The organism is Rheinheimera sp. F8, assembly GCF_001518915.1.
This window is the reverse complement of record NZ_CP013656.1, coordinates 4,121,981-4,146,499: the sequence shown is the minus strand read 5'-3', so window position 1 is coordinate 4,146,499 and position 24,519 is coordinate 4,121,981. Positions and strand designations below refer to the sequence as shown.

General features: G+C 49.9%; 23 protein-coding genes. 14 read left to right on the top strand and 9 right to left on the bottom strand.

Translation table 11 applies throughout. The features are described from left to right. Positions 1–138 precede the first annotated feature (138 nt). The 5 genes from acnB (at position 139) to ATY27_RS18410 (ending at position 7,263) form a co-directional block, all read left to right on the top strand. Positions 139–2,736 (top strand): bifunctional aconitate hydratase 2/2-methylisocitrate dehydratase, encoded by a 2,598-nt coding sequence (acnB, locus tag ATY27_RS18430; RefSeq protein WP_208932074.1) that lies wholly within the window; start codon positions 139–141, stop codon positions 2,734–2,736. A gap of 73 nt (positions 2,737–2,809) precedes the next feature. Next, positions 2,810–3,178, top strand: coding sequence for a YacL family protein (locus tag ATY27_RS18425; protein WP_208932073.1), 369 nt, complete (start codon positions 2,810–2,812; stop codon positions 3,176–3,178). A gap of 200 nt (positions 3,179–3,378) precedes the next feature. Continuing rightward, positions 3,379–3,717: a P-II family nitrogen regulator gene (gene glnK / locus ATY27_RS18420; RefSeq protein WP_208932072.1), complete on the top strand. Its 339-nt coding sequence runs from the start codon at positions 3,379–3,381 to the stop codon at positions 3,715–3,717. A gap of 12 nt (positions 3,718–3,729) precedes the next feature. Beyond that, entirely contained in the window at positions 3,730–5,001 is a 1,272-nt protein-coding gene (locus ATY27_RS18415; RefSeq protein WP_208932071.1) for an ammonium transporter, read from the top strand. 1,335 nt (positions 5,002–6,336) lie between these two features. After that, positions 6,337–7,263, top strand: coding sequence for a Dyp-type peroxidase (locus ATY27_RS18410; protein ID WP_208932070.1), 927 nt, complete (start codon positions 6,337–6,339; stop codon positions 7,261–7,263). Between the two features lie 29 nt (positions 7,264–7,292). On the opposite strand, the gene argR is transcribed toward ATY27_RS18410, so the two are convergent. Continuing rightward, on the bottom strand, positions 7,293–7,760 hold the full coding sequence (gene argR, locus ATY27_RS18405; RefSeq protein ID WP_208932069.1) for a transcriptional regulator ArgR: 468 nt from the start codon (positions 7,758–7,760) through the stop codon (positions 7,293–7,295). A gap of 259 nt (positions 7,761–8,019) precedes the next feature. On the opposite strand from argR, the gene mdh reads away from it, so the two are divergent. Continuing rightward, complete coding sequence (mdh, locus tag ATY27_RS18400) at positions 8,020–8,958, top strand: malate dehydrogenase (protein ID WP_208932068.1); 939 nt, start codon at positions 8,020–8,022, stop codon at positions 8,956–8,958. A gap of 67 nt (positions 8,959–9,025) precedes the next feature. Here the strand turns inward: mdh and ispB are convergent, their stop codons facing one another. Next, a complete protein-coding gene (ispB, locus tag ATY27_RS18395; RefSeq protein WP_208932067.1) occupies positions 9,026–9,997 on the bottom strand; it encodes an octaprenyl diphosphate synthase in 972 nt (323 codons plus the stop codon). Between the two features lie 210 nt (positions 9,998–10,207). Here ispB and rplU point away from each other — a divergent pair, with 210 nt between their 5' ends. From rplU to ATY27_RS18370, 5 genes are all read left to right on the top strand, one after another. After that, positions 10,208–10,516, top strand: a complete 309-nt coding sequence (gene rplU, locus ATY27_RS18390; RefSeq protein ID WP_031566951.1) for a 50S ribosomal protein L21 — start codon at positions 10,208–10,210, stop codon at positions 10,514–10,516. 18 nt (positions 10,517–10,534) lie between these two features. Next, positions 10,535–10,792 carry a 50S ribosomal protein L27 gene (rpmA, locus tag ATY27_RS18385; RefSeq protein WP_031566953.1) on the top strand — a complete coding sequence of 86 codons (258 nt, stop codon included), beginning with the start codon at positions 10,535–10,537 and terminating at the stop codon, positions 10,790–10,792. 158 nt (positions 10,793–10,950) lie between these two features. After that, entirely contained in the window at positions 10,951–12,108 is a 1,158-nt protein-coding gene (cgtA, locus tag ATY27_RS18380) for an Obg family GTPase CgtA (RefSeq protein ID WP_208932066.1), read from the top strand. A 9-nt stretch (positions 12,109–12,117) separates the two neighbouring features. Continuing rightward, the gene (folA, locus tag ATY27_RS18375) at positions 12,118–12,609 is read left to right on the top strand and encodes a type 3 dihydrofolate reductase (protein ID WP_208932065.1); all 492 of its coding nucleotides are present in this window, start codon (positions 12,118–12,120) and stop codon (positions 12,607–12,609) included. Between the two features lie 77 nt (positions 12,610–12,686). Continuing rightward, on the top strand, positions 12,687–13,064 hold the full coding sequence (locus ATY27_RS18370) for a DUF3718 domain-containing protein (protein WP_208932064.1): 378 nt from the start codon (positions 12,687–12,689) through the stop codon (positions 13,062–13,064). Between the two features lie 142 nt (positions 13,065–13,206). Here ATY27_RS18370 and ATY27_RS18365 read toward each other — a convergent pair whose 3' ends face one another. The 7 genes from ATY27_RS18365 to lptD form a co-directional block, all read right to left on the bottom strand. Continuing rightward, a complete protein-coding gene (locus ATY27_RS18365; protein ID WP_208932063.1) occupies positions 13,207–15,219 on the bottom strand; it encodes a methyl-accepting chemotaxis protein in 2,013 nt (670 codons plus the stop codon). An 85-nt stretch (positions 15,220–15,304) separates the two neighbouring features. Beyond that, positions 15,305–16,117, bottom strand: a complete 813-nt coding sequence (locus ATY27_RS18360; RefSeq protein ID WP_208932062.1) for a symmetrical bis(5'-nucleosyl)-tetraphosphatase — start codon at positions 16,115–16,117, stop codon at positions 15,305–15,307. After that, on the bottom strand, positions 16,117–16,488 hold the full coding sequence (apaG, locus tag ATY27_RS18355) for a Co2+/Mg2+ efflux protein ApaG (RefSeq protein WP_208932061.1): 372 nt from the start codon (positions 16,486–16,488) through the stop codon (positions 16,117–16,119). Before apaG ends, ATY27_RS18360 begins: the two co-directional genes overlap by 1 nt. Next, positions 16,485–17,330, bottom strand: a complete 846-nt coding sequence (rsmA, locus tag ATY27_RS18350; RefSeq protein ID WP_208932060.1) for a 16S rRNA (adenine(1518)-N(6)/adenine(1519)-N(6))-dimethyltransferase RsmA — start codon at positions 17,328–17,330, stop codon at positions 16,485–16,487. Before rsmA ends, apaG begins: the two co-directional genes overlap by 4 nt. Continuing rightward, positions 17,323–18,318, bottom strand: a complete 996-nt coding sequence (gene pdxA / locus ATY27_RS18345) for a 4-hydroxythreonine-4-phosphate dehydrogenase PdxA (RefSeq protein WP_208932059.1) — start codon at positions 18,316–18,318, stop codon at positions 17,323–17,325. The genes rsmA and pdxA overlap by 8 nt, the downstream gene beginning before the upstream one ends. After that, the gene (surA, locus tag ATY27_RS18340; RefSeq protein ID WP_208932058.1) at positions 18,318–19,607 is read right to left on the bottom strand and encodes a peptidylprolyl isomerase SurA; all 1,290 of its coding nucleotides are present in this window, start codon (positions 19,605–19,607) and stop codon (positions 18,318–18,320) included. The genes pdxA and surA overlap by 1 nt, the downstream gene beginning before the upstream one ends. 11 nt (positions 19,608–19,618) lie before the next feature. Continuing rightward, the gene (lptD, locus tag ATY27_RS18335) at positions 19,619–21,928 is read right to left on the bottom strand and encodes an LPS assembly protein LptD (protein ID WP_244151363.1); all 2,310 of its coding nucleotides are present in this window, start codon (positions 21,926–21,928) and stop codon (positions 19,619–19,621) included. Between the two features lie 108 nt (positions 21,929–22,036). Here lptD and ATY27_RS18330 point away from each other — a divergent pair, with 108 nt between their 5' ends. Genes ATY27_RS18330 through djlA form a run of 3 tightly spaced genes read left to right on the top strand, consistent with a single transcriptional unit; the run spans position 22,037 to position 24,512 of the window. Beyond that, positions 22,037–23,050, top strand: a complete 1,014-nt coding sequence (locus ATY27_RS18330) for a phosphotransferase (RefSeq protein ID WP_208932057.1) — start codon at positions 22,037–22,039, stop codon at positions 23,048–23,050. After that, positions 23,038–23,712, top strand: a complete 675-nt coding sequence (murU, locus tag ATY27_RS18325; RefSeq protein WP_208932056.1) for an N-acetylmuramate alpha-1-phosphate uridylyltransferase MurU — start codon at positions 23,038–23,040, stop codon at positions 23,710–23,712. The genes ATY27_RS18330 and murU overlap by 13 nt, the downstream gene beginning before the upstream one ends. A 2-nt stretch (positions 23,713–23,714) precedes the next feature. Then, positions 23,715–24,512 (top strand): co-chaperone DjlA, encoded by a 798-nt coding sequence (gene djlA / locus ATY27_RS18320; RefSeq protein WP_208932055.1) that lies wholly within the window; start codon positions 23,715–23,717, stop codon positions 24,510–24,512. Positions 24,513–24,519 lie beyond the last annotated feature (7 nt).

The following is a 24,519-nucleotide window of genomic DNA, read 5'->3' as shown; positions in this document are numbered from 1 at the left end:
CAAACTTATAGCCACTATAAGCAGTGCGGCATATACTTCGGTGTCATTTGTGGCTGATTTTTCTTATAATCCAGCCGTTTGATTTGCTGCAAACCCGCTTGAGCACAGGCTCGGGTGGACCAACCAGAGGACATTACCGTGCTGCAACAATACCGTGAACACGTCGCTGAACGTGCCGCCCAAGGCATTCCTCCGAAGCCGCTGACTGCGCAACAAGTGGCTGACTTAGTTGAATTATTAAAGAATCCTCCGGTCGGCGAAGAAGCATTCCTCGTCGACTTACTCGAAAACCGTATTCCACCAGGTGTTGATGAAGCTGCTTATGTCAAAGCCGGCTTTTTAACAGCAGTTGCAAAAGGCGAAGTGCCAAGCCCGTTAGTGACGGCCGAGCGCGCCACAGAATTACTGGGCACTATGTTCGGTGGTTATAACATCCAGCCGATGATTGACCTGCTGGACAGCGACAAGTTAGGCGCTATCGCCGCCAAAGGTCTGTCTCACACGCTGCTGATGTTTGATTCTTTCCATGACGTCAAAGCGAAAGCCGATAAAGGCAACCAGCATGCGAAAAACGTGTTGCAAAGCTGGGCCGATGCCGAGTGGTTCTTAAGCAAACCTGCTATTCCTGAGAAAATCACGGTGACTGTGTTTAAAGTCACTGGTGAAACCAATACCGACGATCTGTCACCAGCCCCGGATGCCTGGTCACGGCCGGATATCCCACTGCACGCTTTAGCGATGCTGAAAAACGCCCGTGAAGGTATTGAGCCGGACGTTGCCGGTGCAAAAGGCCCGGTAAAACAAATCGAAACGCTGCTGGCCAAAGGCTTCCCGCTGGCGTACGTCGGTGACGTGGTCGGCACAGGTTCAAGCCGTAAATCTGCGACCAACTCAGTATTGTGGTTCATGGGTGACGACATGCCATTCGTGCCAAACAAACGCACTGGCGGTGTCTGTTTAGGCGGCAAAATCGCACCAATCTTCTTCAACACGATGGAAGATTCAGGCTCTCTGCCAATCGAGCTGGATGTAAACAGCATGGCGATGGGCGATGTGATCGACATTTTCCCACATCAGGGCGTGGTCAAACGTCACGGCACTGATGAAGTGATTTCAACCTTTGAACTGCGTTCAAACGTACTGTTAGACGAAGTGCGCGCTGGTGGCCGTATTCCACTGATCATCGGTCGTGGTTTAACTGACAAAGCCCGTGAAGCGCTGGGCCTGCCGCATTCAACAGTGTTTGAACGTCCGGCGGTGACTGAAGTTACCAACAAAGGCTTCACGCTGGCGCAAAAACTGGTGGGTAAAGCTTGTGGTGTCAAAGGTATTCGCCCTGGCCAATACTGTGAACCAAAAATGACGACAGTCGGTTCACAAGACACCACCGGTCCTATGACGCGTGACGAGTTAAAAGATCTGGCCTGTTTAGGTTTCTCTGCCGACCTGGTGATGCAGTCATTCTGTCACACAGCAGCGTATCCGAAACCAGTGGATGTAAACACACACCACACGCTGCCTGATTTCATCATGAACCGCGGTGGTATTTCGCTGCGTCCGGGTGACGGCGTGATCCACAGCTGGTTAAACCGCATGTTGCTGCCGGATACTGTTGGTACCGGCGGTGATTCACACACGCGTTTCCCGCTGGGGATTTCATTCCCGGCCGGTTCAGGTCTGGTTGCATTCGCCGCAGCCACAGGTGTCATGCCGCTGGATATGCCTGAGTCTGTGCTGGTGCGCTTTAAAGGCGAGATGCAGCCAGGTATCACGTTACGTGATCTGGTCCATGCCATCCCTTATTACGCGATTCAGCAAGGCTTGCTGACGGTGGAGAAAAAAGGCAAGGTCAACATCTTCTCTGGCCGCGTGCTGGAAATCGAAGGTCTGGAGCATCTAACTGCTGAACAGGCGTTCGAGTTGTCAGATGCTTCTGCTGAACGTTCAGCTGCCGGTTGTACTATCACGCTGTCGGAGAATTCAGTCAGTGAATATCTGCAATCGAACATCGTGATGCTGAAGTGGATGATCAGTGAAGGTTACGGTGATATCCGTACTATTGAGCGTCGTATCAACGCGATGGAAGCCTGGCTGGCCAATCCGAAACTGGAACGTGCAGATGCGGATGCTGAATACGCCGCGGTGATCGAAATCGACCTCGCTGACGTGAAAGAGCCAATCCTGTGTGCGCCAAACGATCCGGATGACGCCCGTCTGTTGTCAGCAGTCGCCGGTGAGAAGATCGATGAAGTCTTTATCGGTTCCTGTATGACCAACATCGGTCACTTCCGTGCAGCCGGTAAACTGCTGGACAAATTCAAAGGTCAAATCCCGACGCGTCTGTGGATCGCTCCACCGACCAAAATGGATAAAGACCAGCTGACCGAAGAAGGTTACTACGGCATTTACGGCCGCGTCGGTGCGCGGATCGAGATCCCGGGTTGTTCACTCTGTATGGGTAACCAGGCCCGTGTTGGCGACAACACCACAGTAGTGTCAACCTCAACCCGTAACTTCCCGAACCGTTTAGGCCAGGGCGCCAATGTGTACCTGGCCTCTGCTGAACTGGCGGGTGTAGCGTCTATCATCGGTCGCTTACCAACGGTTGCGGAGTATCTGGAGTATGCGAAGCAGATCGAAACGACGGCAGCGGATACCTACCGCTACCTGAACTTCCATCAGATGAGCCAGTACACCAGCAAAGCATCGAATGTGATTGTGCAGCAAGCTGTTTAATTTCAGTTAGTTGCAGTAGTTTGCCAAAGAGGCCCGCGATTGCGGGCCTCTGTATTTCCGGAGAGAAGTTACAGTGGAACATGATTTTATTTATCTGGCTGACAGCCGGCGATATCTGCTGAAACTACCGTCAGAACAACATGCTTTGCAGTGTTTTTTGTTGGAAGAATTCGACTTAAATGCCCGGAGTTATCAACCGTTGGCCGACAAACTCAGTACATTGGGTCCTTATGATGAGTATCAGTTCGCCGGTCGCGAGTATTCGCTGCACGTCGAACGTATGGAGGTGCGGGTGTTTCATCATAGCTGCGGTCAAATTCAACCGGACGACCAGTTTATCGAAGCCGATCTCAATACGGATGACGCCAGTCTTCAGTCAGAATGTGGTGTCGAAGATCTGCTCCGGCTGCTCCAGGCCTGGCAGCAATTTCTGCCAGCCTGATTGTTTTCTGCTGCACCTGCAACGGGAAGAAGCGCACCATCATGGTGCGTTTTTTTTATCCAATTCTTGCTGATTTGTTCTATCTATCTGTATTTAAAGAAATAAAAAACTTGGCACACGACTTTCTTATACAAATAGCAACAGCAACAAGTTGCCTGGGCCGATTTGCGCCGGTCCGGGAATCAATGAGGATAAAAACTATGAAACTCGTAACAGCCATCATCAAGCCATTTAAGCTTGACGATGTCCGTGAAGCGATTGCGGACATTGGGATAGAAGGCCTGACCGTGACGGAAGTCAAAGGTTTCGGGCGGCAAAAAGGCCACACAGAGCTGTACCGTGGCGCGGAATACCAGGTGGACTTCCTGCCGAAGGTTAAATTGGAAATTGCGACGCTGGACGAAAATGTCGACCGCCTGATCCAGGCGATCCAGCAAGCCGCCCACACCGGTCGGATCGGTGACGGTAAAATTTTCGTGTACGACCTCGAGCAAGTGGTACGGATCCGTACCGGCGAAACCGACGCAGAAGCGATCTAGCAGGAGTTCATCATGCAAGAACAGATTTATCATTTACAGTTTGCCATGGACACCTTCTATTTTCTGGTGTGTGGCGCTTTAGTTATGTGGATGGCGGCTGGGTTCGCCATGTTGGAATCCGGTTTAGTCCGGGCAAAAAATACTACTGAAATTCTGACGAAAAACTTCGTGTTATATGCCATTGCCTGTTTGATGTACTTAATCTGCGGTTACCAGTTTATGTACGGTGGTGGGTATTTCTTAAGCGGGATTGAAGCAATGAATGTCGATGAGACATTAGCCAGTATTGCCAGCCGTGAAAATGGTTTCACTGGTAAAGCCGCTTACTCTAAAGCTGCAGATTTCTTCTTCCAGGTCGTGTTTGTTGCTACTGCGATGTCAATCGTCTCGGGTGCAGTCGCTGAGCGGATGAAACTGTGGGCATTTTTTGCCTTCGCAGTGGTGATGTGCGGTGTGCTGTATCCAATGGAAGGGTCATGGACCTGGGGTGGTCAACCGGTATTCGGTTTGTATAGCCTGGCTGACTTTGGTTTCTCTGATTTTGCTGGTTCAGGTATTGTGCATTTGGCAGGCGCAGCAGCTGCTTTAGCAGGTGTAATTTTGTTGGGTGCCCGCAAAGGTAAATTTACCAAAGATGGTAAAGCTCATGCATTCCCAGGTTCAAACATGCCATTGGCAACTCTGGGTACATTAATCCTGTGGATGGGCTGGTTCGGTTTTAACGGCGGCTCTATGTTGAAACTTGCGGACATCGGCAACGCGCATGGTGTGGCGATGGTTTTCGTCAATACCAACGCTGCAGCAGTGGGTGGTGCTTTATCTGCTCTGATCGTTTCAATGGTGCTGTTCCGTAAAGCGGACTTAACGATGGTATTAAACGGTGCATTGGCAGGTCTGGTCGCTATCACGGCTGAACCATCAACGCCAACACCACTGCAAGCAACGATTTTTGGTGCGGTAGCGGGTGTACTGGTGGTTGCGGCGATTATCGGTTTTGACAAAATCAAAATTGATGACCCGGTTGGTGCGATTTCAGTGCACGGTGTAGTGGGTTTCTTTGGTCTGATGATTGTGCCACTGACCAAAGACAGTGCATCGTTCCTGGGGCAGTTCATTGGTGCCGCGACTATCTTCGTCTGGATCTTTGTTTGCAGTCTGATTGTCTGGGGTGTGCTGAAAGCCACTATGGGCATCCGGGTCAGTGAACAGGAAGAATATGAAGGTGTAGACCGTTCTGAGTGTGGTATTGAAGCATACCCTGAATTTGTGTCGACCTTAAAGTAAGCAGCCTGAGGAGAGCCGGTGGGGCTTCTCAGGAGCGAGTATCCCGCCCGGCAGTGCATGTGATGACTGCCGAAGCGGGACACTAAACCCTTACCACCAAATCGTCTATCCTTGTCCTTTGTCTTCTAAGACGACCCCACTGGTACTAGCCTGTGGGGTTTTTTATTTATGTGCGGACAAAATCTAATCTATCAGTGCAGATGCCAGCTGAAAAGTAGGCAAAGGTACGATGAAAAAAATTTCAACTGTCAGTCATCATCTGTTCACGATGTTTAGGTAGGTGTTCCTGCCGGGTTGGATGAGTCCGCTAAAGACAGGGTTGGGATACAGGCGTCACCGGGGCGAAACTCAATCTGGTTGGGTTGCAGGCAGTTGGAACCAGACTGAGCCGCACGAGGCGCAGACAAATTCAATGATGAGAACCATAAAAACAGGAAAGCCGCTCCTTTTTGGGGAGCGGCTACCGTAATACTTTGCCAAATTCCATTTTGTGCCCAATGGGCATCCATCCCTGCCTCCCGAAGGAGATTCACGCGCTGTGAAGGTTTTAACATCCGTGCTCATAAAACGCTGCCAGTGCAGTGTCCTACTTCAAGCCAATCCTGGCTTTCCATTCCATTGAGGTACCATCCTGATACCGCTGCTACATCCTGTAGCGTCCTGTTCCTTTGGGTATCGTCCTGATACCGCTGCTACATCCTGTAGCGTCCCGTTCCTTTGGGTATCGTCCTGATACCGCTGCTACATCCTGTAGCGTCCTGTTCCTTTGGGTATCGTCCTGATACCGCTACTACATCCTGTAGCGTCCTGTTCCTTTGGGTATCATCCTGACACCGCTGCTACATCCTGTAGCGTCCTTTGTTGTGTTGTTCAATCCCTGAACAACATCTGCTCCTCCGGAGCGACTACTCCATTGGCTGGCATCCTGCCAACACCACCGTTCCCGGTGTCCATTTCCCTAGAGACTTCACCCTGAAATCTCAGCTCTTCCTGAGCCTGTCCATGACAATCTGACTTATCAACCATCCTTGATTGAGCTTTCACAACCATTGCTGTGATGTCTTCCTGTCCGGTGAGAGAATTATGCCCTGAATTTATGAGAGTTTTGTTGTTGTGAGCCAAGATAGGCTTAGCTGGAGTCACTCAATAATCACTCAACATATAAAATATTTAATAAAAATAGCAACTTACTGAAGTTGCTGGCTTGATATCGCTGACCAAAAGGCGCTTTAGCCTACTCAAATGTGAGATATATCTCACAAAGTTCACGTAGATTTGGCGCCACTAACTTTTTTGGTTAGCATGGCGGCATCTGATAACTGTAATGCTGGGACTATGGCAAGAGAACAATTAGGTGTCTGTGCAGAACCAAACTTACATGGGTTGTTGTTGCTGATGAACGCTTTAGATGGGCACGAGCAGCATATCCGGCGAGTGCTTGGGCGGATCCCGGGTTTGATTCAAAAACTCACAGAGCAATTTTCCGAAGCCAACCTGAACGCGGTCATTGCGATTGGTCCAGGTTATTGGGACGCATTGTATCCGGCGCTGCGGCCCTTGGATTTTCAGCCGTTTTCTCCTCTGCTGGTAGACGATCTGGCGATGCCAGCCGTGCCTTATGATGTATTGCTGAAGATCCGGGCAGATCGTTATGATGTCTTGCATCTGGCTATTCAGCAATGTTATCAACAGCTGATGCCGCATCTTGAGCTGGTCGAACAAACCCATTGTTTTCGTTTTATGGATGGCCGTGATCTGACCGGTTTTATCGATCAGCCACAATCGCCACGTGGCCGCAAAAAACGTGAGTTAGCACTGATATCTGAGACAACACAGCCAGAGTTAGCTCAGGGCAGCTATGTGTACTATCAGCGATATCGACTTGATTTAAACCGCTGGCAACAACTGACTCAACAACAACAAGAAGTCATTATTGGCCAGCGAAAACTGGATGGACAGCAATTGGCAATGGCACAGCTACATGAACAAAGTCATGCAGTAAAGGCTGCTGTGACAGATGATTTTGGTGAGTTTTATCCGCTGGTGTTTCAAAATATGCCGTTTGGTCAGCTAAAGGTCCAAGGGCTGGTCATTCTGGCTTGTTCAGCTGAGCCAACAGCATACCTGACATGGCTCAACCGGCGTTTAGGCGACTCGGGCGGGCAAAACTACGATTTGTTACTGGATTATGTGCAAGCCGATAGTGGCGCGGCTTTTTTCGCACCATCTATCTCGTTTCTTGAAGACCAGGCAGGTCTGTGATGCTTTTATTGACAAGGCATCCAAAAAACTCAGACCTTTTCAAATAATTCAGTCACTTTCTTCAATGTGAAATTTATATTTTTCACGCTGGTTGGTGCGATAAATATGGTGTCGTCTCCGGCGATTGTACCCAGCACACCTTCGGCTTTACCCACCGAATCCAGCAGTCTGGCGATCAACTGGGCTGCGCCGGGACTCGTGCGGATAATAATCATCACATCATTGTGTTCTATGTCGAGGACAAGCTGGCGAAGTGGACTTTTGGTTGTTGGCACGCCCAATTCGGGTGGCAGGCAATAGACCATTTCCTGGCGGGCGTTGCGGGTACGGACAGCACCGAATTTACTCAACATCCGCGAGACTTTGGACTGACTGACGTTATCAAATCCTTCCGCTTTCAGTGCATCCACAATGTCGCTCTGTGAACCGAACCTTTCTTCTTTCAGCAGCGCTTTAAAGGCTTGGATCAGCGCTTCCTGTTTGGTTTGTTTGGTCATAGTTACCAGTTAATTCACTTAATTAAGTCTTACTCAAGCATCATGCAACAAAGCATACCATAGCAAAAACCGCCGTTGGATCCACTGAATTCTTTGCTGCGTGCAAGAATGCCATTATCCATGGGCTTTGCTGAATATTGTCCTATATTGATCTGGTTAATTAATGTGCTGCTACTTTGGTATAAGTCATTTGTAATTTGCGCCGTATTTCAGTATTGTTGGCGCGTTTTTTTCGGTGAACCGACAATTGGAGATAAGCATGAAAGTTACCGTTTTAGGTGCTGCTGGTGGTATAGGTCAGGCCCTATCTTTATTACTGAAGTTAAATCTGCCTGCTGGTACTGATTTAGCGTTATACGACCTGGCTCCGGTGACGCCGGGTGTTGCTGTAGACTTGAGTCATATCCCAACCGCGGTAAAAGTGACGGGTTATGGAAAAGACGATTTGCATACCGCGTTAGCAGGTGCAGATGTTGTTATGATCCCTGCCGGTATGCCACGCAAGCCTGGTATGGACCGTTCTGATTTGTTTAACATCAACGCCGGTGTGGTGAAAACCCTGGCCGAAGCCATTGTTGTTCAATGTCCAAAAGCGCTGGTCGGTGTGATCACTAACCCAGTGAATACAACAGTTGCAATCGCTGCTGAAGTATTCAAAAAAGCCGGAACCTATGATGCAAAACGGCTTTTTGGTGTAACGACGCTGGACGTCATCCGCGCGGAAACATTTATTGCGGAATTAAAAGGTAAAAATCCTGCGGAACTGATCGTTCCGGTGATTGGTGGCCACAGTGGTACTACTATTCTGCCACTGTTGTCACAAGTTAAAGATGTGACATTTACCGACGAAGAAGTTGCTGCTCTGACTTACCGTATCCAGAACGCCGGTACAGAAGTGGTTGAAGCCAAAGCGGGTGGCGGATCGGCAACGCTGTCGATGGGCCAGGCTGCCGCACGTTTCTGTGTGTCGCTGATCAAAGGCCTGCAAGGCGAGACAGTTACTGAGTACGCTTATGTGGAAGGCAAAGGTGAGCACGCACGTTTCTTCGCTCAGCCGATCACTTTGGGTAAAAACGGCGTCGAAGCACTGTTAGACATTGGTACTTTGAGCGCATATGAACAAAATGCAATGAACGATATGCTGCCGACTTTAAAAGCAGATATCGCGCTTGGTGAAGAGTTCGTGAATAAGGCTTAATATCAGGCCTGATAAAAAAGCCAGCATCAGCTGGCTTTTTGCATTTTAGTACTGACAACCAGGTACTCTAGTGAGAGCGTTCCACAGCGATATCCGCCAGTGTCAGTAAAGCGTCTTTGTAAGGACTTGGCGGCAAAAACTCAATAGCCTGTTTTGCCAACTCAGCTTCCCTTTCCGCAAGATTTCGGGTGTAACCAAAAGCGTTTGTATCGTGCATAGCGGCCATAATCGCGTCGAAGTGCTGCAACCCATTGCTTTCGATAATCGCTTCCCGAATTAATGCCTGTTGCGTCGGATTACCGTGCTTGAGTGCATGGATCAACGGTAATGTCGGTTTGCCCTCAGCCAGATCGTCGCCGATATTCTTACCAAGTTCATTTACGTCCGCCTGGTAGTCCAGGACATCATCAATTAGTTGGAAGGCAGTACCGAGGTGCAGACCATAAAGCCGCATAGCTTCTGTGGTTGCAGCGTCTTTGTCTGCAAGAATTGCAGCCAATTCGGTTGCAGCTTCAAACAAACGCGCAGTTTTGCAATAAATGACCTGCAGATAACTTTGTTCCGTTGTGTCAGGGTCGTTTACGTTCATCAACTGCAGTACTTCACCTTCTGCAATCACGTTGGTTGCATCTGCCAGAATTTGCATGACGCGCATACGCTCCAACGACACCATCAGCTGGAAGGCTCGGGTGTATAAAAAGTCACCGACCAATACGCTAGCCTGATTACCGAAAACCGCGTTTGCAGTTTCTTTACCACGACGTAGCATCGATTCATCGACGACGTCATCATGCAGTAAAGTAGCTGTGTGGATAAACTCAATAATGGTCGCCAGTGTTATATGCTGCGCCCCCTGATAGCCGAGCGCGCGTGCAGCAAGGACCGCGAGTAGTGGGCGTAAACGCTTACCGCCGCTGTTAACAATATAAATGCCGAGCTGGTTGATCAGCGCAACATCAGAATTCAGCTGAGAAAAAATATGTTCATTCACAGCAGTCATATCGTGCTGGCTCAGTAAGCGGATTTCATCGAGCGTCATGCGGGGTCAGTTAATTCAGGAAACCAGAATGGCTGGATTCTACAACAACAACGAAAGTGGCAAAACTAAATCTCGATCCTTTTTGTGGGTTGATGATCTTTTTAATATTTGTGCTTGCGAGGGTAGGGGAAATTGCGTACAATTCGCGCCCTGTGAATCTAATTAACACGCCCCCTCTGCGGTTGGCGTGATCTGTACGGAGTTCTAACTATGTACGCGGTTTTCCAAAGTGGTGGTAAACAGCACCGTGTGACTGAAGGTCAAACCCTTCGTCTAGAAAAACTGGACTTAGAGATGGGTGCAAAGGTTGAGTTTGCTGCCCTGATGATCGTAAACGGCGACGATGTAAAAATCGGTACTCCAGTCGTAGAAGGCAGTAAAGTTACTGCGGAAGTGGTCGCACATGACCGTGGCGATAAAGTTAAAATCGTCAAATTCCGCCGTCGTAAGCACTACCGTAAACAAGCTGGCCACCGTCAGTGGTTTACTGAAGTGAAAATTACTGGCATCAGCGCTTAATTTCAGGAGTAACGACTCATGGCAAGTAAAAAAGGTGTAGGTAGTACACGTAACGGTCGTGATTCAGAAGCGAAACGCTTAGGTGTTAAGCGTTTTGGCGGTGAATCAGTTCTGGCTGGTAACATCATCGTGCGTCAACGTGGTACTAAGTTCCATGCTGGCACCAACGTGGGTATCGGTAAAGATCACACGCTGTTTGCTTTAACTGACGGTAAAGTTCAGTTTGAAGTGAAAGGCGAGCACAGCCGTAAATTCGTTAGCATCGTTAGCGAATAACAGCTGAAATCTCCGAAGAAACCCCGCACAGAGCGGGGTTTTTTTTTGCTTATCAGTAAAAAGATAACGCATAGTTTTGAAACAACAGGCCTTTGTTTTCGCAGTTCAAGAATCATAGGTTTATAATGTTCGCAATGTATTTAGCAGGATAGGTCGAAATGAAATTTGTTGATGAGGCTCTGATCCGGGTCGAAGCCGGCGATGGTGGTAATGGGATCATCAGTTTCCGCCGCGAAAAATTTGTATCCAAAGGTGGACCAAATGGTGGTGATGGCGGAGACGGCGGCGACGTCTATCTGATTGCGGACAGTAACCTCAATACGTTGGTTGATTACCAATTTGAAAAACTGCATATCGCACAGCGTGGCCAGAATGGCATGAGTACGAACTGTACTGGTAAGCGCGGTGAAGATTCAATTTTACGAGTTCCGGTTGGCACGCGGGCAATTGATGTCGACACGAATGAAGTCTTGGGTGACTTAACCCGAAATGGTTTGAAACTGATGGTTGCTAAAGGCGGTTGGCACGGCCTGGGCAACGCCCGTTTTGCCAGCAGTACTAACCGCACACCGCGGAAAAAAACCAATGGCACGCCAGGTGAAGTTCGAAATCTGCGGCTGGAATTATTACTGCTCGCAGACGTTGGTATGTTAGGTCTGCCAAACGCCGGCAAATCTACCTTTATCCGTGCAGTTTCTTCAGCAAAACCGAAAGTAGCGGACTATCCGTTTACGACATTAGTACCAAATCTTGGTGTAGTTCGGACTGAAAGCAGCAAGTCATTTGTGATCGCCGATATCCCGGGTCTGATTGAAGGCGCGGCAGAAGGGGCCGGTTTAGGCATTCAGTTTCTGAAACACCTTGAACGCTGTGGCCTGTTACTCCATATGATTGATGTTTTACCAGCCGACGGTTCAGATCCAGCCGAAAATGCACAGGTCATTATCCACGAGTTGGGCAAATACAGTGACAAACTGGTAAATAAACCACGTTGGTTGGTATTCAATAAAATCGATCTGGTGCTCGAAGACGAACTTGACGAGATCAAGCAGAAAGTGATTGCAGCGATTGGCTGGGATGGTCCTGTGTATCAGGTCTCTGCGGCGTCCAGAACGCATACAGAAGCCTTGTGTCAGGATATTCAGGCTTACCTTGATCAGTTGCCAAAAGAAGCGCCAAAAGAGCAGCTGCTTGATCCAGTACAGTTCAAATGGGACGACTATCACGCGGATGCGATGAATCTGGCGGACGATTTGGATGATGACGATGATTTCGATGATGATGACTACGAAGTCGAAGTGATTTATCGCCGTTAAGGATGCTGCATGTTGTTAAGTCTGATTGCTGCAATGGCCAATGACCGGGTGATCGGTTTAAACAACCAGATGCCCTGGCATATGCCTGCTGATCTGGCGCATTTTAAGCAGGTGACCTTAGGGAAACCGGTGGTGATGGGCCGTAAGACGTTCGATTCAATTGGACGGTTATTGCCGGGCCGGCGCAATGTTGTGATCAGTCGTCAAGTTAAACCAGAGGGTTTTGCTGCCGATTGGGTCAATAGTCTCGAAGATGCGTTAACGCTGCTTTCAAAGGAACCAGAAGTGATGGTTATTGGTGGTGCTGAGTTGTATCGCCAGACCTTACCGATGGCAGACCGGCTTTATTTGTCCGAGTTTGCGCTTGAAGTGGCTGGAGATGCGTATTTTCCAGACTACCACGCAATTGGTCAGTGGCGGATAAGTTCAGAGCAATTGTTCCAGGCGGATGATAAGAATCCGGTAGATTACCGCTTCTTACAACTTGAGCGTGAACGCTGAAATTTCCAGCGTTGCGCATCACCTAACATGTTGCTACTATTAATTTTGTTTTGCTAATTCTGCCTCAGAGGTTGCCTATGAAATTAATAAACGCCACGTTATGTCTGTCGTTGGCTGCAGGTTTAATGCTCGTTGCACCAGCCGCTCAGGCTCAGGAACAGCTGGCTGCTTCGATGTGCGATTATGTCAAAGCAGATGATAAGAATCGCTTTCGTAAGTTGTTGTCTGATAACCGATTAAGGTTACGTAATATTTATGACGGTGTGGTTTGTGACGGTTTATCCCTGATCCGATTTGCAGTAAAAAGTAATGCAGCCGGTGCAGGGGAGTTTATTGTCAAACAGTTACCTGCCGCCCAAATTACTGCATCAGGTGATATCGCTTGGGCAGAATCTAATCATGCAGGCTCGGCATTGATTGCGGTACTGAAAGCTCGGGCAGGTGGTGGCGAATAGCCATAAAAATTCAGCAAAAAAGCCGTGGATCCCACGGTTTTTTTACGCCCGCAGATATTCGACTCATAACTTAGTCTGGCTGTTCTAAGCAAGTTCACAACAAAAAAGGAGCCGAAGCTCCTTTTTTAATCTTGATGTTCAATCAGACTTTAAATTGATCAACCGACAACCGCAGTTCTTCTGCCAGGCGTGCTACTTCATGGCTGGAGTCTGAGGTTTGCTCTGCACCAGAAGCCGTTTCCTCGGCGATATTGACGATTGATTCCAGCAGCTTGCTGATCTCATGCGATACCTGATTCTGTTCTTTCGCAGCATGAGAGATTTGCTCACTCATGTCATGAGCCATATGTACAGCATGGGTGATTGAATCTAACGCCTGATCAGCCACTTCAGTCTGCGCCACACAGTTTTCTGCCTGACGTCTACCTTTGTTCATCGCCTCAACTGCTGCATGCGCACCACTTTGCAGCACTTGAATCATCGCCTGAATTTCCTGCGTTGAGCTTTGTGTTTTACTGGCCAGTGACCGTACTTCGTCTGCAACTACCGCAAAACCGCGACCTTGTTCACCGGCCCGCGCTGCTTCGATTGCGGCGTTCAGCGCCAGTAAGTTGGTTTGCTCAGCGATACCACGAATTACATCGAGGATACTGCCAATCGAGGCGCTGTCCTGATGCAGTTTATTGATAACTTTGGAAGCCTGTTCAACTTCCTGTGACAACTGCAGAATGGTCTGTTTGTTGTTGGAGGAGATGCCTTTGACACGTTCTGCTTCTGCATCAGCGTGTTTGATTTCAGCCAGTGCATCGTTTGAACTTTGCAGTACACCTTGTGAAGTGCTGCTCATCTCGGTCGTTGCGGTCGCGGCCTGTGTGACCTGTGATTTCTGCTCACGGATCGCTGCGGTTGACTGTACAGTAATAGCAGAAGTCTGCTCTGAAGCTGCGGCTAATTGCGTTGACCGTGAAATGATACCCTGAATCAATTGACGCAAATTACCAATCACCTGATTACAGTTTCGCGCTAGTTCGCCAAATTCATCCTGCGCCGAATCGTCTAACTGTTTGGTCAAATCTCCAGATGCAACCACGCCCAGAATCGCATTCACTTTACCCAGCGGTGTGGTGATGCTGTTACGCGTCCACAATGCGATTGCAGCAGCTGCAACGAAGGAGAAAGCCATGACGCCAAAAATCAACACAATAGCACTGGAGACGCTAGACTCTGATTCTTCCTGAATCTCGCCTGCAGCTTCACGGGCTTTAGTCAGCAGTTTACTGAGAGCTGCACTTGCGTCTGTCGTTTGTTGTTCAGCTGTTGCCAATAATTTCGCGGCTGAAGCTTCTGCCGCTAATTTATTCGATTTTAAAGCCAGAATTCCATCTTCAGCGGTGAGTAATTCATTGATAGTGGTAATTTTTTCGTCTAAATCAGCCACCATATCAACAGCACCACCGGCTTCGGCTTTGATGATTGCCATCTTCGCCACGATATCCGTCATCCGGTTTTTAATCTCATTGCTGAGCGTTTCTGAGGTATTAGCTGCATTAGTCCGGGTTAAATCCACCACAGTACTCACCATCGAGTTCATGCTGGTCTCGAGGACAGAAGCGGCTTCGGCAGCTTTCGGGAAACGACGACTGACATCCCGCACATCACTGAAATCAAGGATTAACGAAGCAGAATCGTCAGCGTTACTTTCTAAATCACCCAGTTTGCTGTTGATTGAATCGCGCAGTGACAGTGATTTTTTCAGCTGAGCAAACAGATTATTGCTGGTTGGAATAAATTCGTCGTATTGACCAGTAACGTCTTTGAAGCTTGCGGCGAGAACGGGTTCATTACCAACCACAGACTGAAGATTTTTTGCAGCGGCATCATACGCATCTTTTTCTGCAGCAAATGCTGTTTCAAAAGCCGTTATTTTTTTCACTTCATCGGTATAAAACGCCTGCAAAGTGATTTTACTCATGATCACGAATTCACTTTTCAGCGTGGCGCTGTTCTCCAGTGCCGGGATCGAAATGGTATTTACCTGGCTTGTTGAATCACTGATATTGTTCAGGCTGGAGTAGGAGGTAAGGCCGATAATCAGTAACAACACTGATATCACACCAAAGCCGCCGATGATGCGCAATGCAACGGTTAACTTCATATGGAACTCCCAACGGGTTGGTCAACAATCGCCTTCAACAGCTTCCATGCAATTGTTCGGGATCGGTATGGATAAAACCCAATTATTATAGTCTTTTTTCGTAGCCGGCAACACTAAAACGCTGTTGAGATTCAATACAATAGCATGTGAGAGCCTGCCCCCAGACACAACCTGTGTCCAGTGCGTGAATTCCCGAAACAGGGGAATAACCCTGTAACGCAGCCCAATGACCAAAAAAGATCGTTGGATGTGTCCTATCAGACCAGAAATCAAACCAAGGGGTCAACAGCGGATTATCTGATAATTCGCCTTTCTGCCGCAGTTCGAGCCTGCCATCGGCAAAACAGTAGCGCATCCGGCTGCAACTATTGATAGTAAACCGGAATTTTTCAGCAGTTGTCTTGGAGTCTGACCATAGATCCGGGGTGTTGCCATACATCTGTGCATACAGACTGACCGGGTCAGTCCGCAGCTGCTGCTCGACGGCATGGCAGGCCTGCAGTGCAGTATCAATGTTCCACTCAGGTGCAAGCCCGGCATGGACCAGCAGTAATTGCTCGGTCTCATTGTAATGAATAAGTGGTTGTTGCTGTAACCAGTGTGCAAGTTCGGACAGATCGGGGGCCTGGAGTAACGCTTCAAGTTGGTCTGCCGGGCTGACCCGGCCATAACCGTGTAAGCTCGCCAGAAAGTTCAGGTCATGATTGCCAAGCACTGTGATCGCTGAAGCACCAAGGTTTTTGACAAAACGCAAAGTTTCCAGAGATTTTGGGCCGCGCGCAATCAAATCACCGCAGAACCATAGTTGATCCTGAGTCGGGTCAAATTGGATTAAAGCCAGCAGCTGCTGCAGCTGGTCAAAGCAGCCCTGTACATCCCCAATGACATAACGGGCCATTAATTCAGCACGTTAGGGACTGCAAGGCGGAACAGTGGGATCGGCGCTTCAAATTCGCTGCCATCCGTAGTTTGCATCTCGTAGTGGCCCTGCATAGTACCGACCGGCGTTTCCAGCACTGCTCCGCTGGTGTAGGTGTAGCTGGACCCTGGCGCCAGTTCCGGTTGCTCGCCGACCACACCATCACCGCGTACTTCAGTATTTTTGCCGTTTGCATCGGTGATCGACCAGTAGCGACGCAATAATTTGACTGCTGAGCCCGATTCATTGCGGATCGTGATGGTATAGGCGAAGACAAAACGTTCCGCCTCGGCATCGGACTGGCCCGCGATGTAAAACGTCTCGACGCTGATTGGGATTTGGTAAATCACAACACTTCTCCGTCGTTACTGACTGCAACTCCCATCGCATCGGGTTGTTGTGCCAGCCACTGGGCGACGCGGATAAACTCGCCGACCGACAACTGTTCTGGCCGCAGACCCGGATTGATGCCCAGTGCTTCGATATCGGCAGCAGTTGCAAAGTTACTGAAACAGTTCCGCAGTGTTTTGCGTCTTTGGTTAAAGGCTTCCAGACACACCCGGTTTAACACAGCGACCGGTACGTCGGCGCGTTCTGCGACCGGTTTTGGAATGAGGCGGACTACTGCAGAGTCAACCTTCGGCGCAGGTTTAAATGCACCGGGGCCTACTTCCACCACCGGAATGGCCTGGCAGAAAAACTGGGTCATGACACTGAGCCGGCCGTAGGTTTTACTGCCGTGTCCGGCTGTCATTCGTTCCACCACTTCTTTTTGCAGCATAAAATGCATGTTTTCGATGCAGTCGGCAAAATCAAACAGGTGAAACAGCAGAGGCGTGGAAATGTTGTATGGCAGGTTGCCAAATACTTTTAATTTGCCGTTTTGCGGCATCAACTGACTGAAATCAAATTTCATTGCATCCGTTTGATAAATAGTTAGTTTATCAGCCAGCGTCGGATGTTCCCGCAGGCGCTGCGCCAAATCCCGGTCCAGCTCGACGACGGTCAGATGGCCACAACGTTCAGCGACAGGTTCAGTTAATGCACCCAAACCTGGACCGATCTCTACCAGATGCTCACCCGGCTTTGGCGCTATCGCTTTGACAATGCGTTCAATCACAGCCGGATCATGCAGGAAGTTCTGGCCAAATCTTTTACGGGCCTGATGCCCCATGTGTACTTTATCAGTCATGTTGTGCTTTTGATTGAGTCGCTAAAAAAATGGCCTGGTCCAGCGCATGCTGGAAACTGCCGGGATCTGCCAGACCTTTGCCGGCGAGGTCCAATGCAGTGCCGTGATCGACCGAGGTGCGGATCAAAGGCAGCCCAAGGCTGATATTGACCGAACGGCCGAAACCTTTGTGTTTCAGCACCGGTAGGCCCTGATCATGATACATCGCCAGAACTGCGTCGGCGTTATCGAGATATTTACTTTGAAACAAGGTGTCGGCCGGCAACGGTCCAATCAGGTCCATGCCTTCCGCCCTAAGTTCATCCAAAGCCGGCCGGATCACGTCGATTTCTTCCCGGCCGAGATGGCCATCTTCGCCGGCGTGTGGATTGAGTCCACAGACATAAATGCGTGGATTGGCGATGGCAAACTTCTGTTGTAAATCCTGATGCAGGATCCGGGTGACTTGCAGTAAACGTTCGCGGGTGATGGCTTTGGCAACATACGCCAGTGGAATGTGCGTCGTGACCAAGGCCACACGCAAGCCTTCCGTTGCCAGCATCATCACGACATAAGGCGTATTGGATTGCAGGGCGAAAAATTCGGTGTGACCACTAAAAGGAATACCTGACTTGTTGATAATGCCTTTGTGTACCGGACCTGTAACAATGGCGTCAAACTGCTTTTGCATCGATTGCTGACCGGCAAAAGTCAGCGTATCGACCACGTAGCGGCCATTATTTTCATTCAGCACGCCGGGTTCAACTGGCTGAGCCAAGGCAAAAGGCGCAATGGTCAGCGTGCCGGCGCGTTGAGGCTGCGGTGGCAGGTCAGCCTGGTAGGGCAGTAACTGCAACGGCAGACCAATGAGCTTTGCCCTGTCCAACAACAACGATGGATCGGCGCAAACCACCAGCTCAGCTGGCCAGTCCTGCTGTGCCAGCTGAATGATCAGATCCGGACCAATGCCGGCAGGTTCGCCCGGTGTGACGCCAATCCGTAACGTCATTATTTATCTGCCAATACTTCGATGAAGGCTTCGTCGCGGATCTCACGCAGGAAGTTGCTGGATTCCTCGTTGAAGCGGCGGTTATAAATCATCCGCGTGACTTGTTCACGTTTTTTCTCGGCAGTGGCGTCTACGGTGCGGCGGTCCATCAACTGTACGATGTGCCAGCCGTGTTCGGTGCGGAACGGTTCGCTGAGCTGATCTTTTTTCAGCGATTTTAAAGTATCGCGGAATTCAGGAACAAACACGTTTGGATCAGCCCAACCCAGTTCGCCGCCTTTTAAACGTGAACCCGGATCTTCTGAATTTTCTTTGGCGAACTTGGCGAAATCCGCTTTACCCGCTTTAAAATCAACGGCAAATTTCGCCAGCATATTTTTAGCTTTTTCTTCACTGACAATGATCGATGGCTTGATTAAGACATGGCGCGAAGAAATTTCTTCGAATTCAACCACGTTAGCGCCTTTGATATCAAAGATGGTCAGAATGTGGAAACCAGCACCTGAACGCAGCGGTCCAATCAGATCCTTTTTCTTTTTGCCACGCACCTGGTCGGCGAACAAAGTTGGCATTTCATTGATATTCATCCAACCCATATCACCGCCTTCCAGCGCAGTTTCAGCAGACGAAGATGCAATGGCGATTTTTTTGAAATCGCTGCCGCCGCGCAACAATTCCATCACTTTGGCTGCTTTGCTTTCCGCATCTTTGATCTGTTCTTCGCTCGGCTGGCCTGGCAGTGCCAGTAAAATATGGCCGATGTTGTATTGTTCGTTACTGGCGCCTTGTTGTTCCATCATTTTGGTCAGCGTATCAATCTCTTGCGGGCTGACATAAATGCGGCGTTGTACGTTGGCACGCAGCACTTCACCTGTGGTGATTTCTTCGCGCAACCGCTCACGGAACAGCTCGTAGCTGCCTTCTTCCCGCACGACCTGAGCACGGAATTGCTCAACAGAGACTTTTTGTTCCCGGGCGATGTTTTCGATGGTCTGATCGAGCTGCGCATCGGTAATTTGCAGGCCCATCCGTTTCGCCACCTGCAGCTGCAGGCTGTTCATGATTAAACGTTCCAGGGCTTGCACCTGTAAGGCCGAATCAGAAGGTAAGGTCTGGCCTTGTTTGGCTGCGTTCTTTTTCACGCGGGCGACCATGTCGCGTACTTCAGTTTCCAGAACGACACTATTGTTGACGATCGCGGCTACGGCATCGACTTTGGTTTCGACGGCCTGGCAATTCAACATGACACAAGTGGTCAGAGTCGCGGCAATCAGCTGTGTTAACTTCATAATTTTCCAGTCTAATTATTTAATAAATAGGGACGGCGATAACCAAAGACCCCAGTGGACAGCATGTCCGACACGTTAAAACCGGCACTATCCCCAAACCCTTTTAACACAAACTGCAACGCAATGCCGCTGTCGAGTTTGAACGGGGAGTTGATATTGTTGATCGGCAAATCCAGATTGGTCTCAATTTGCCGGCGGGCGATCAGCCGGACTGCCCAGCAGCAGGATTCATACTGCAATCCGACGTTGGCTTCAATCATCCGGTCATTGTGTAAATCGCGATAATAGCTGCCAACCAGCTGCCATTGATTATTCAGCGGCATGGTACCCAAGGCACCTAACTGCTCAATCTCGTTGCCTGAGACATAGCGGCTGTAGCGATGGTTCAACTGCAGCAGATTTTTATCATCAGCACGGTAATCCAGCGACACGTTACTTTTAATCACCCGCTTAGTTTTCGAATCATACTGTACGCCGTTGTTTAAAAACCAGCGTTGCTGAAAATGCAGCACAGATTCAGCAGCAAAGATCGATTCGGTGGCAGCGATCGGTTGATTGTTGTCGAGATTTTTCCCATCCGGCGTTGCCAGAAACAGGATTTGGCCGAGGCTGAAACGGAAACGCTCAGTATCAAATTCGTCATAGATCCGCGTCGTCGCACCGAGCGTCAGCTGGTTCGAATCGTTGATCCGATCCAGGCCGGAGAAACGGTTTTGCCGGAACAACCCGTAGTAGTCATCTTGCAGCCGTGCCGTATCGTATTGCCAGATTTGGCTCTGGTCACGGTATGGGATGTACAGGTACTGGATTTGTGGTTCCAGCGTCTGTAACGACGACTGACCAAACCAACGCGCGTCACGTTCAAAATTCAGTTTACCGTTCAGCTGTACTTTCGGCAGATGCCGTTCGGTATCTTCAGCCACCAATGCCAGTTCTGGCGGTAATGTGGCCAGATCGGTGCGGCGTTTTTGCTGGTAAAACGTCGACATCAGACCGGTTTCGAGCTGTAGCTCATAGGCCGGCGTCACATAAGGCAACCGTAATGTGGGTTCCAGATGCAACCGATCGGCTTGTTTAATCGGCGCGTTGTCATTGGCAAAATGGGAATACTGACTGTGCCAGCTGAATTCAACGCCGGCGGGCAGTTGTAGCGGGCGTGCTGATTGTAAATCCCATTGCGGCAGCGCCGCGTAGGAGTATGTATCAGCATAATTACCCAAAATTTCAAAGCCTTGCAATCTGATATCTGAACGCACGTCTGCACCAAAATAACTCAGGCTTGCTTGACGATTTAGCTGCGTATCGCTCTGATTATTAAAATCGGAGCCAAGTTCACTTAAATAACCATCATCGCTGACATCGGTAAAGTCGACCTGCGCGCGCCAATTATCGGCAAAATCAGAACGATGTTCGACATGGCTCAGGTAACGACTGCCAAAACCGGCGGGTTTATCCTGGTCATCCGGCAAAAATTCCAGCTGTAGTTTGCCGCTGTCCTGTGCTGTCAGATAGCGGAACTCGGTTTTCAGTTGAGTGCCACGTTCGCTCATGTAGCGTGGCGTGATGGTGGCGTCGTAGTTGTCGGCCAGATTCAGATAATACGGCAGCTGTAAATCCACGCCCAGTTTTTGCGAGCTGCCAAACTTCGGAATTAACAGACCAGATTTGCGCTGATTACTGACCGGGAAGGTCATATATGGCAAATACAACACCGGCACGCCTTTGATTTTGACCACCGAATTCCAGGCTTCGCCCCAGCCATCATCGGCATTGAGCTGGATATCTTCAGCTTCCAGTGCCCAGCCGTTGTCGCCATCCGGACAGGTGGTAAAGCTGGCTTCTTTTAAGGTGACCTGTTCGCTGGACGCCTGCATTTCCTTTGCATAACCCCGGCCAGCCTGGCTGATAAAGCGGTAGTCGGCATCGGTCATGGTGGCATTGTTGTCGTTGACACGCGCACTGAACGAACTGCTACTGACTTTGAGTTGTGGGCTGTAATAACTAATGCCGCCGTCAGCGAACATATGTTGCTCAGCTTTGGAAAAAGTCGCACTGGGCGCGCTTAATAAGGTATCGCGGTGCGTCAGCTCGACACCGTCACTGAATACAGCACTTTGGTTATCGTTCAGTCTGACTTTGCCGGAAAATATCCGCAGGTTGTTATCATTTTTATCCAGTTGCGCCAGCCGCTCGGGCAACGTCAGTGTAGGGTAACATTGCCTGACCGGCTCAGCAGCAAGCGCCAGACCCGGAAGTCCGAACATCAGCAGGTACAAGGCATGGTATTTCATCCGGCGTTCCAAAAAGTTGCTCTGTTCCATCAGGCCACAGCTGACCTGTGTGCAAAAAGAGGGCCTGTATGATAAATCAATTTTCGCCGCTCGGCTAATCCGTTATAGTGCGGCTTTTGCCCGGTTTGGAGTGCTCAGGTGGCGGAAAGGTTGTCACAAATTCAGAATTTTTTACAGCAGTATCAGGCTGACAGCCCTATACAGTTTCACGCGATCAGTGGCGACGCCAGTTTCCGGCGTTATTTCCGCGTACTAAATGATACCGCACATTGGGTATTAATGGATGCGCCGCCGGCGTTGGAAGATAGTCAGCGCTTCATGGCTGTGGCAAATGCATTGGCTGCTGCCGGTCTGCAAGTGCCGGCGGTACTGACTTCGGATCCGGCTGCCGGCCTGGTGTTATTGCAGGATCTGGGCGATGACTTATTGCAATTTAGCCTGAATGCACAAAATGCAACTGACTGGTATCGTCAGGCGTTGCGGTTATTACCCATGATGCAGACAGTCACGGCCACCTCGCAAGGCCCGTTGCCACAATTTGACCGCGCCTTTGTGTTGCGGGAACTGCAAATTTTCCTCGACTGGTTTTTACCGGTACATTTGCAAATCACGCTGGATGCTACAACCAGCCAGATGCTAAACAGTACTTTTGAACGGATCGCGGATGAAGTACTGGCGCAACCGCAAGCGGGCATGCACCGCGATTTTCATAGCCGCAATCTGATGATCCAGCCCGATCAATCGCTGGCGGTGATTGATTTTCAGGACGCCGTTGTCGGTCCTGTTTGCTATGACGCCGTGTCTCTACTACGGGATTGTTATCTGCGCTGGCCGGATGCATTGGTGGCGTCCCTGCGTGATGAGTTTTATCTGCTGTTACAGCAACACAACCGCGTGAGCGCCGACTACTCGCTGGTGCAATTTCGCCGGGCGTTTGACTGGACCGGCCTGCAACGTCACCTGAAAGTTTGTGGTATTTTTGCGCGCCTCTACCATCGTGATGGCAAAGCCGGTTATCTGGCCGATTTGCCACGAGTGGTTGGTTATGTTCGCGATATTGCAGCTATTTATCCGGAACTGACCGAATTTAGCCAGTGGTTTGACTCAGTCGTGCTAGCGCGGTTTGCTGAGGTCAGTGCATGCGCGCAATGATTCTGGCTGCCGGCCGTGGCGAGCGGATGCGGCCTTTAACCGATCACTTGCCAAAGCCGCTGTTGCCGGTAGGCGACCGGCCATTGATTGAACATCATCTGCTGGCGCTGAGCCATGCCGGAATTCAATCGGTGGTGATTAATCATGCCTGGCTTGGCAAAAAAATCGAAGCCAGGCTTGGTGATGGCCGGCAGTTTGGCCTTGATATTGTTTATTCGCCAGAAGGTGAGACCGGGCTGGAAACGGCAGGTGGGATCCGCTTGGCGTTACCGCTGCTGGGGGATGCGCCGTTTCTGGTGGTGAATGGCGATGTATTGACTGATTTCCCATTTAGCCGACTGCTGCATGCGTTAGCGCCGGATAAAATGGCGCATCTGGTGCTGGTGCCCAATCCGCCACAGCATCCGCAAGGCGACTTTGCGCTGCAGCAAGATTACGCCTGCGTCGACGGTCCGGTTAAATATACTTTTAGTGGTATTGCGCTGTACCGGCCGGAGTTTTTCCATGATGTACCACCGGGTGCACAAAAACTGGCGCCGTTTTTACGGGCTGCGATGCAGCGTGGCGAGATCACCGCCGAGTTGTATCAGGGTTATTGGGCCGACATTGGCACACCACAGCGTCTGGCAGAGGCTGATTTTCATTTTCGCAGCAGGAGCTGAATATGTGGGGTAAATTACTGGGCGGTTTGTTTGGCCTGGCGATGTTTAAAATTCCGGGCCTGATTATCGGCATTTTTATTGGCCATTGGTTTGACCGCAGTATGCGCCAGCAGTTTGAGCAAGCCGGTGGATTCAATGGCTTCAAACGCGATCAGAGCGAAGCGCAAGGCTTGTTTATGTTCAGCACTTTTGCGGTGATGGGGCATCTGGCGAAAGCTGATGGCGTTGTCACCACGGCGCACATCGACAAAGCGGTGGCGTTTATGCAACAGCTGGGGTTAGGACCGCAGCAACAGCAGGAAGCACAGCGGGCTTTTCGTGAAGGCAAAGATAGTCAGTTTCCATTGCAACAGCAGTTGCAGTCGTTGCGTCAGGCATATCGCTGGCGACCTGATTTGCTGCAGATGTTTCTGGAGATCCAGATTTCAGTGGCTTATGTCGATGGCCGGTTAAGTGATATCGAACTGAAACTGCTGCAACAAGTGGCTGCAGCACTGGCGATTTCGAACACCCGTTTACAATATCTGCTCGGCAGATACGAAGCTGAATCACGTTTTTCGCGGCGGCCTACCCAGCAAGCGCCTGCCGCCGATGCGCTGGCCGATGCTTATCAACTGTTAGGTGTTGCGCCGGACTGTAGTGAGGCCGAACTGAAAAAAGCTTATAAAAAACAAATGTCACAGCATCATCCGGACAAACTGATGTCACAAGGCTTGCCGAAAGAAATGCTGGAGCTGGCCAATCAGAAAACTCAGCAAATCCAGGCGGCATACGAGCTGTTAAAACAACATCGCAGCTGAGCCTGGC

What these genes read in the sequence shown, in the direction of transcription:
- ATY27_RS18360 (WP_208932062.1), bottom strand. Translation starts at nt 16,117, where the DNA reads ATGGCCCGTTATGTCATTGGGGATGTACAGGGCTGCTTTGACCAGCTG.
- djlA (WP_208932055.1), top strand. Translation starts at nt 23,715, where the DNA reads ATGTGGGGTAAATTACTGGGCGGTTTGTTTGGCCTGGCGATGTTTAAA.
- rplU (WP_031566951.1), top strand. Translation starts at nt 10,208, where the DNA reads ATGTACGCGGTTTTCCAAAGTGGTGGTAAACAGCACCGTGTGACTGAA.
- cgtA (WP_208932066.1), top strand. Translation starts at nt 10,951, where the DNA reads ATGAAATTTGTTGATGAGGCTCTGATCCGGGTCGAAGCCGGCGATGGT.
- mdh (WP_208932068.1), top strand. Translation starts at nt 8,020, where the DNA reads ATGAAAGTTACCGTTTTAGGTGCTGCTGGTGGTATAGGTCAGGCCCTA.
- murU (WP_208932056.1), top strand. Translation starts at nt 23,038, where the DNA reads ATGCGCGCAATGATTCTGGCTGCCGGCCGTGGCGAGCGGATGCGGCCT.
- rpmA (WP_031566953.1), top strand. Translation starts at nt 10,535, where the DNA reads ATGGCAAGTAAAAAAGGTGTAGGTAGTACACGTAACGGTCGTGATTCA.
- glnK (WP_208932072.1), top strand. Translation starts at nt 3,379, where the DNA reads ATGAAACTCGTAACAGCCATCATCAAGCCATTTAAGCTTGACGATGTC.
- ATY27_RS18415 (WP_208932071.1), top strand. Translation starts at nt 3,730, where the DNA reads ATGCAAGAACAGATTTATCATTTACAGTTTGCCATGGACACCTTCTAT.
- ATY27_RS18410 (WP_208932070.1), top strand. Translation starts at nt 6,337, where the DNA reads ATGGCAAGAGAACAATTAGGTGTCTGTGCAGAACCAAACTTACATGGG.
- rsmA (WP_208932060.1), bottom strand. Translation starts at nt 17,330, where the DNA reads ATGACTGATAAAGTACACATGGGGCATCAGGCCCGTAAAAGATTTGGC.
- argR (WP_208932069.1), bottom strand. Translation starts at nt 7,760, where the DNA reads ATGACCAAACAAACCAAACAGGAAGCGCTGATCCAAGCCTTTAAAGCG.
- pdxA (WP_208932059.1), bottom strand. Translation starts at nt 18,318, where the DNA reads ATGACGTTACGGATTGGCGTCACACCGGGCGAACCTGCCGGCATTGGT.
- lptD (WP_244151363.1), bottom strand. Translation starts at nt 21,928, where the DNA reads ATGGAACAGAGCAACTTTTTGGAACGCCGGATGAAATACCATGCCTTG.
- ATY27_RS18365 (WP_208932063.1), bottom strand. Translation starts at nt 15,219, where the DNA reads ATGAAGTTAACCGTTGCATTGCGCATCATCGGCGGCTTTGGTGTGATA.
- ispB (WP_208932067.1), bottom strand. Translation starts at nt 9,997, where the DNA reads ATGACGCTCGATGAAATCCGCTTACTGAGCCAGCACGATATGACTGCT.
- folA (WP_208932065.1), top strand. Translation starts at nt 12,118, where the DNA reads ATGTTGTTAAGTCTGATTGCTGCAATGGCCAATGACCGGGTGATCGGT.
- ATY27_RS18370 (WP_208932064.1), top strand. Translation starts at nt 12,687, where the DNA reads ATGAAATTAATAAACGCCACGTTATGTCTGTCGTTGGCTGCAGGTTTA.
- surA (WP_208932058.1), bottom strand. Translation starts at nt 19,607, where the DNA reads ATGAAGTTAACACAGCTGATTGCCGCGACTCTGACCACTTGTGTCATG.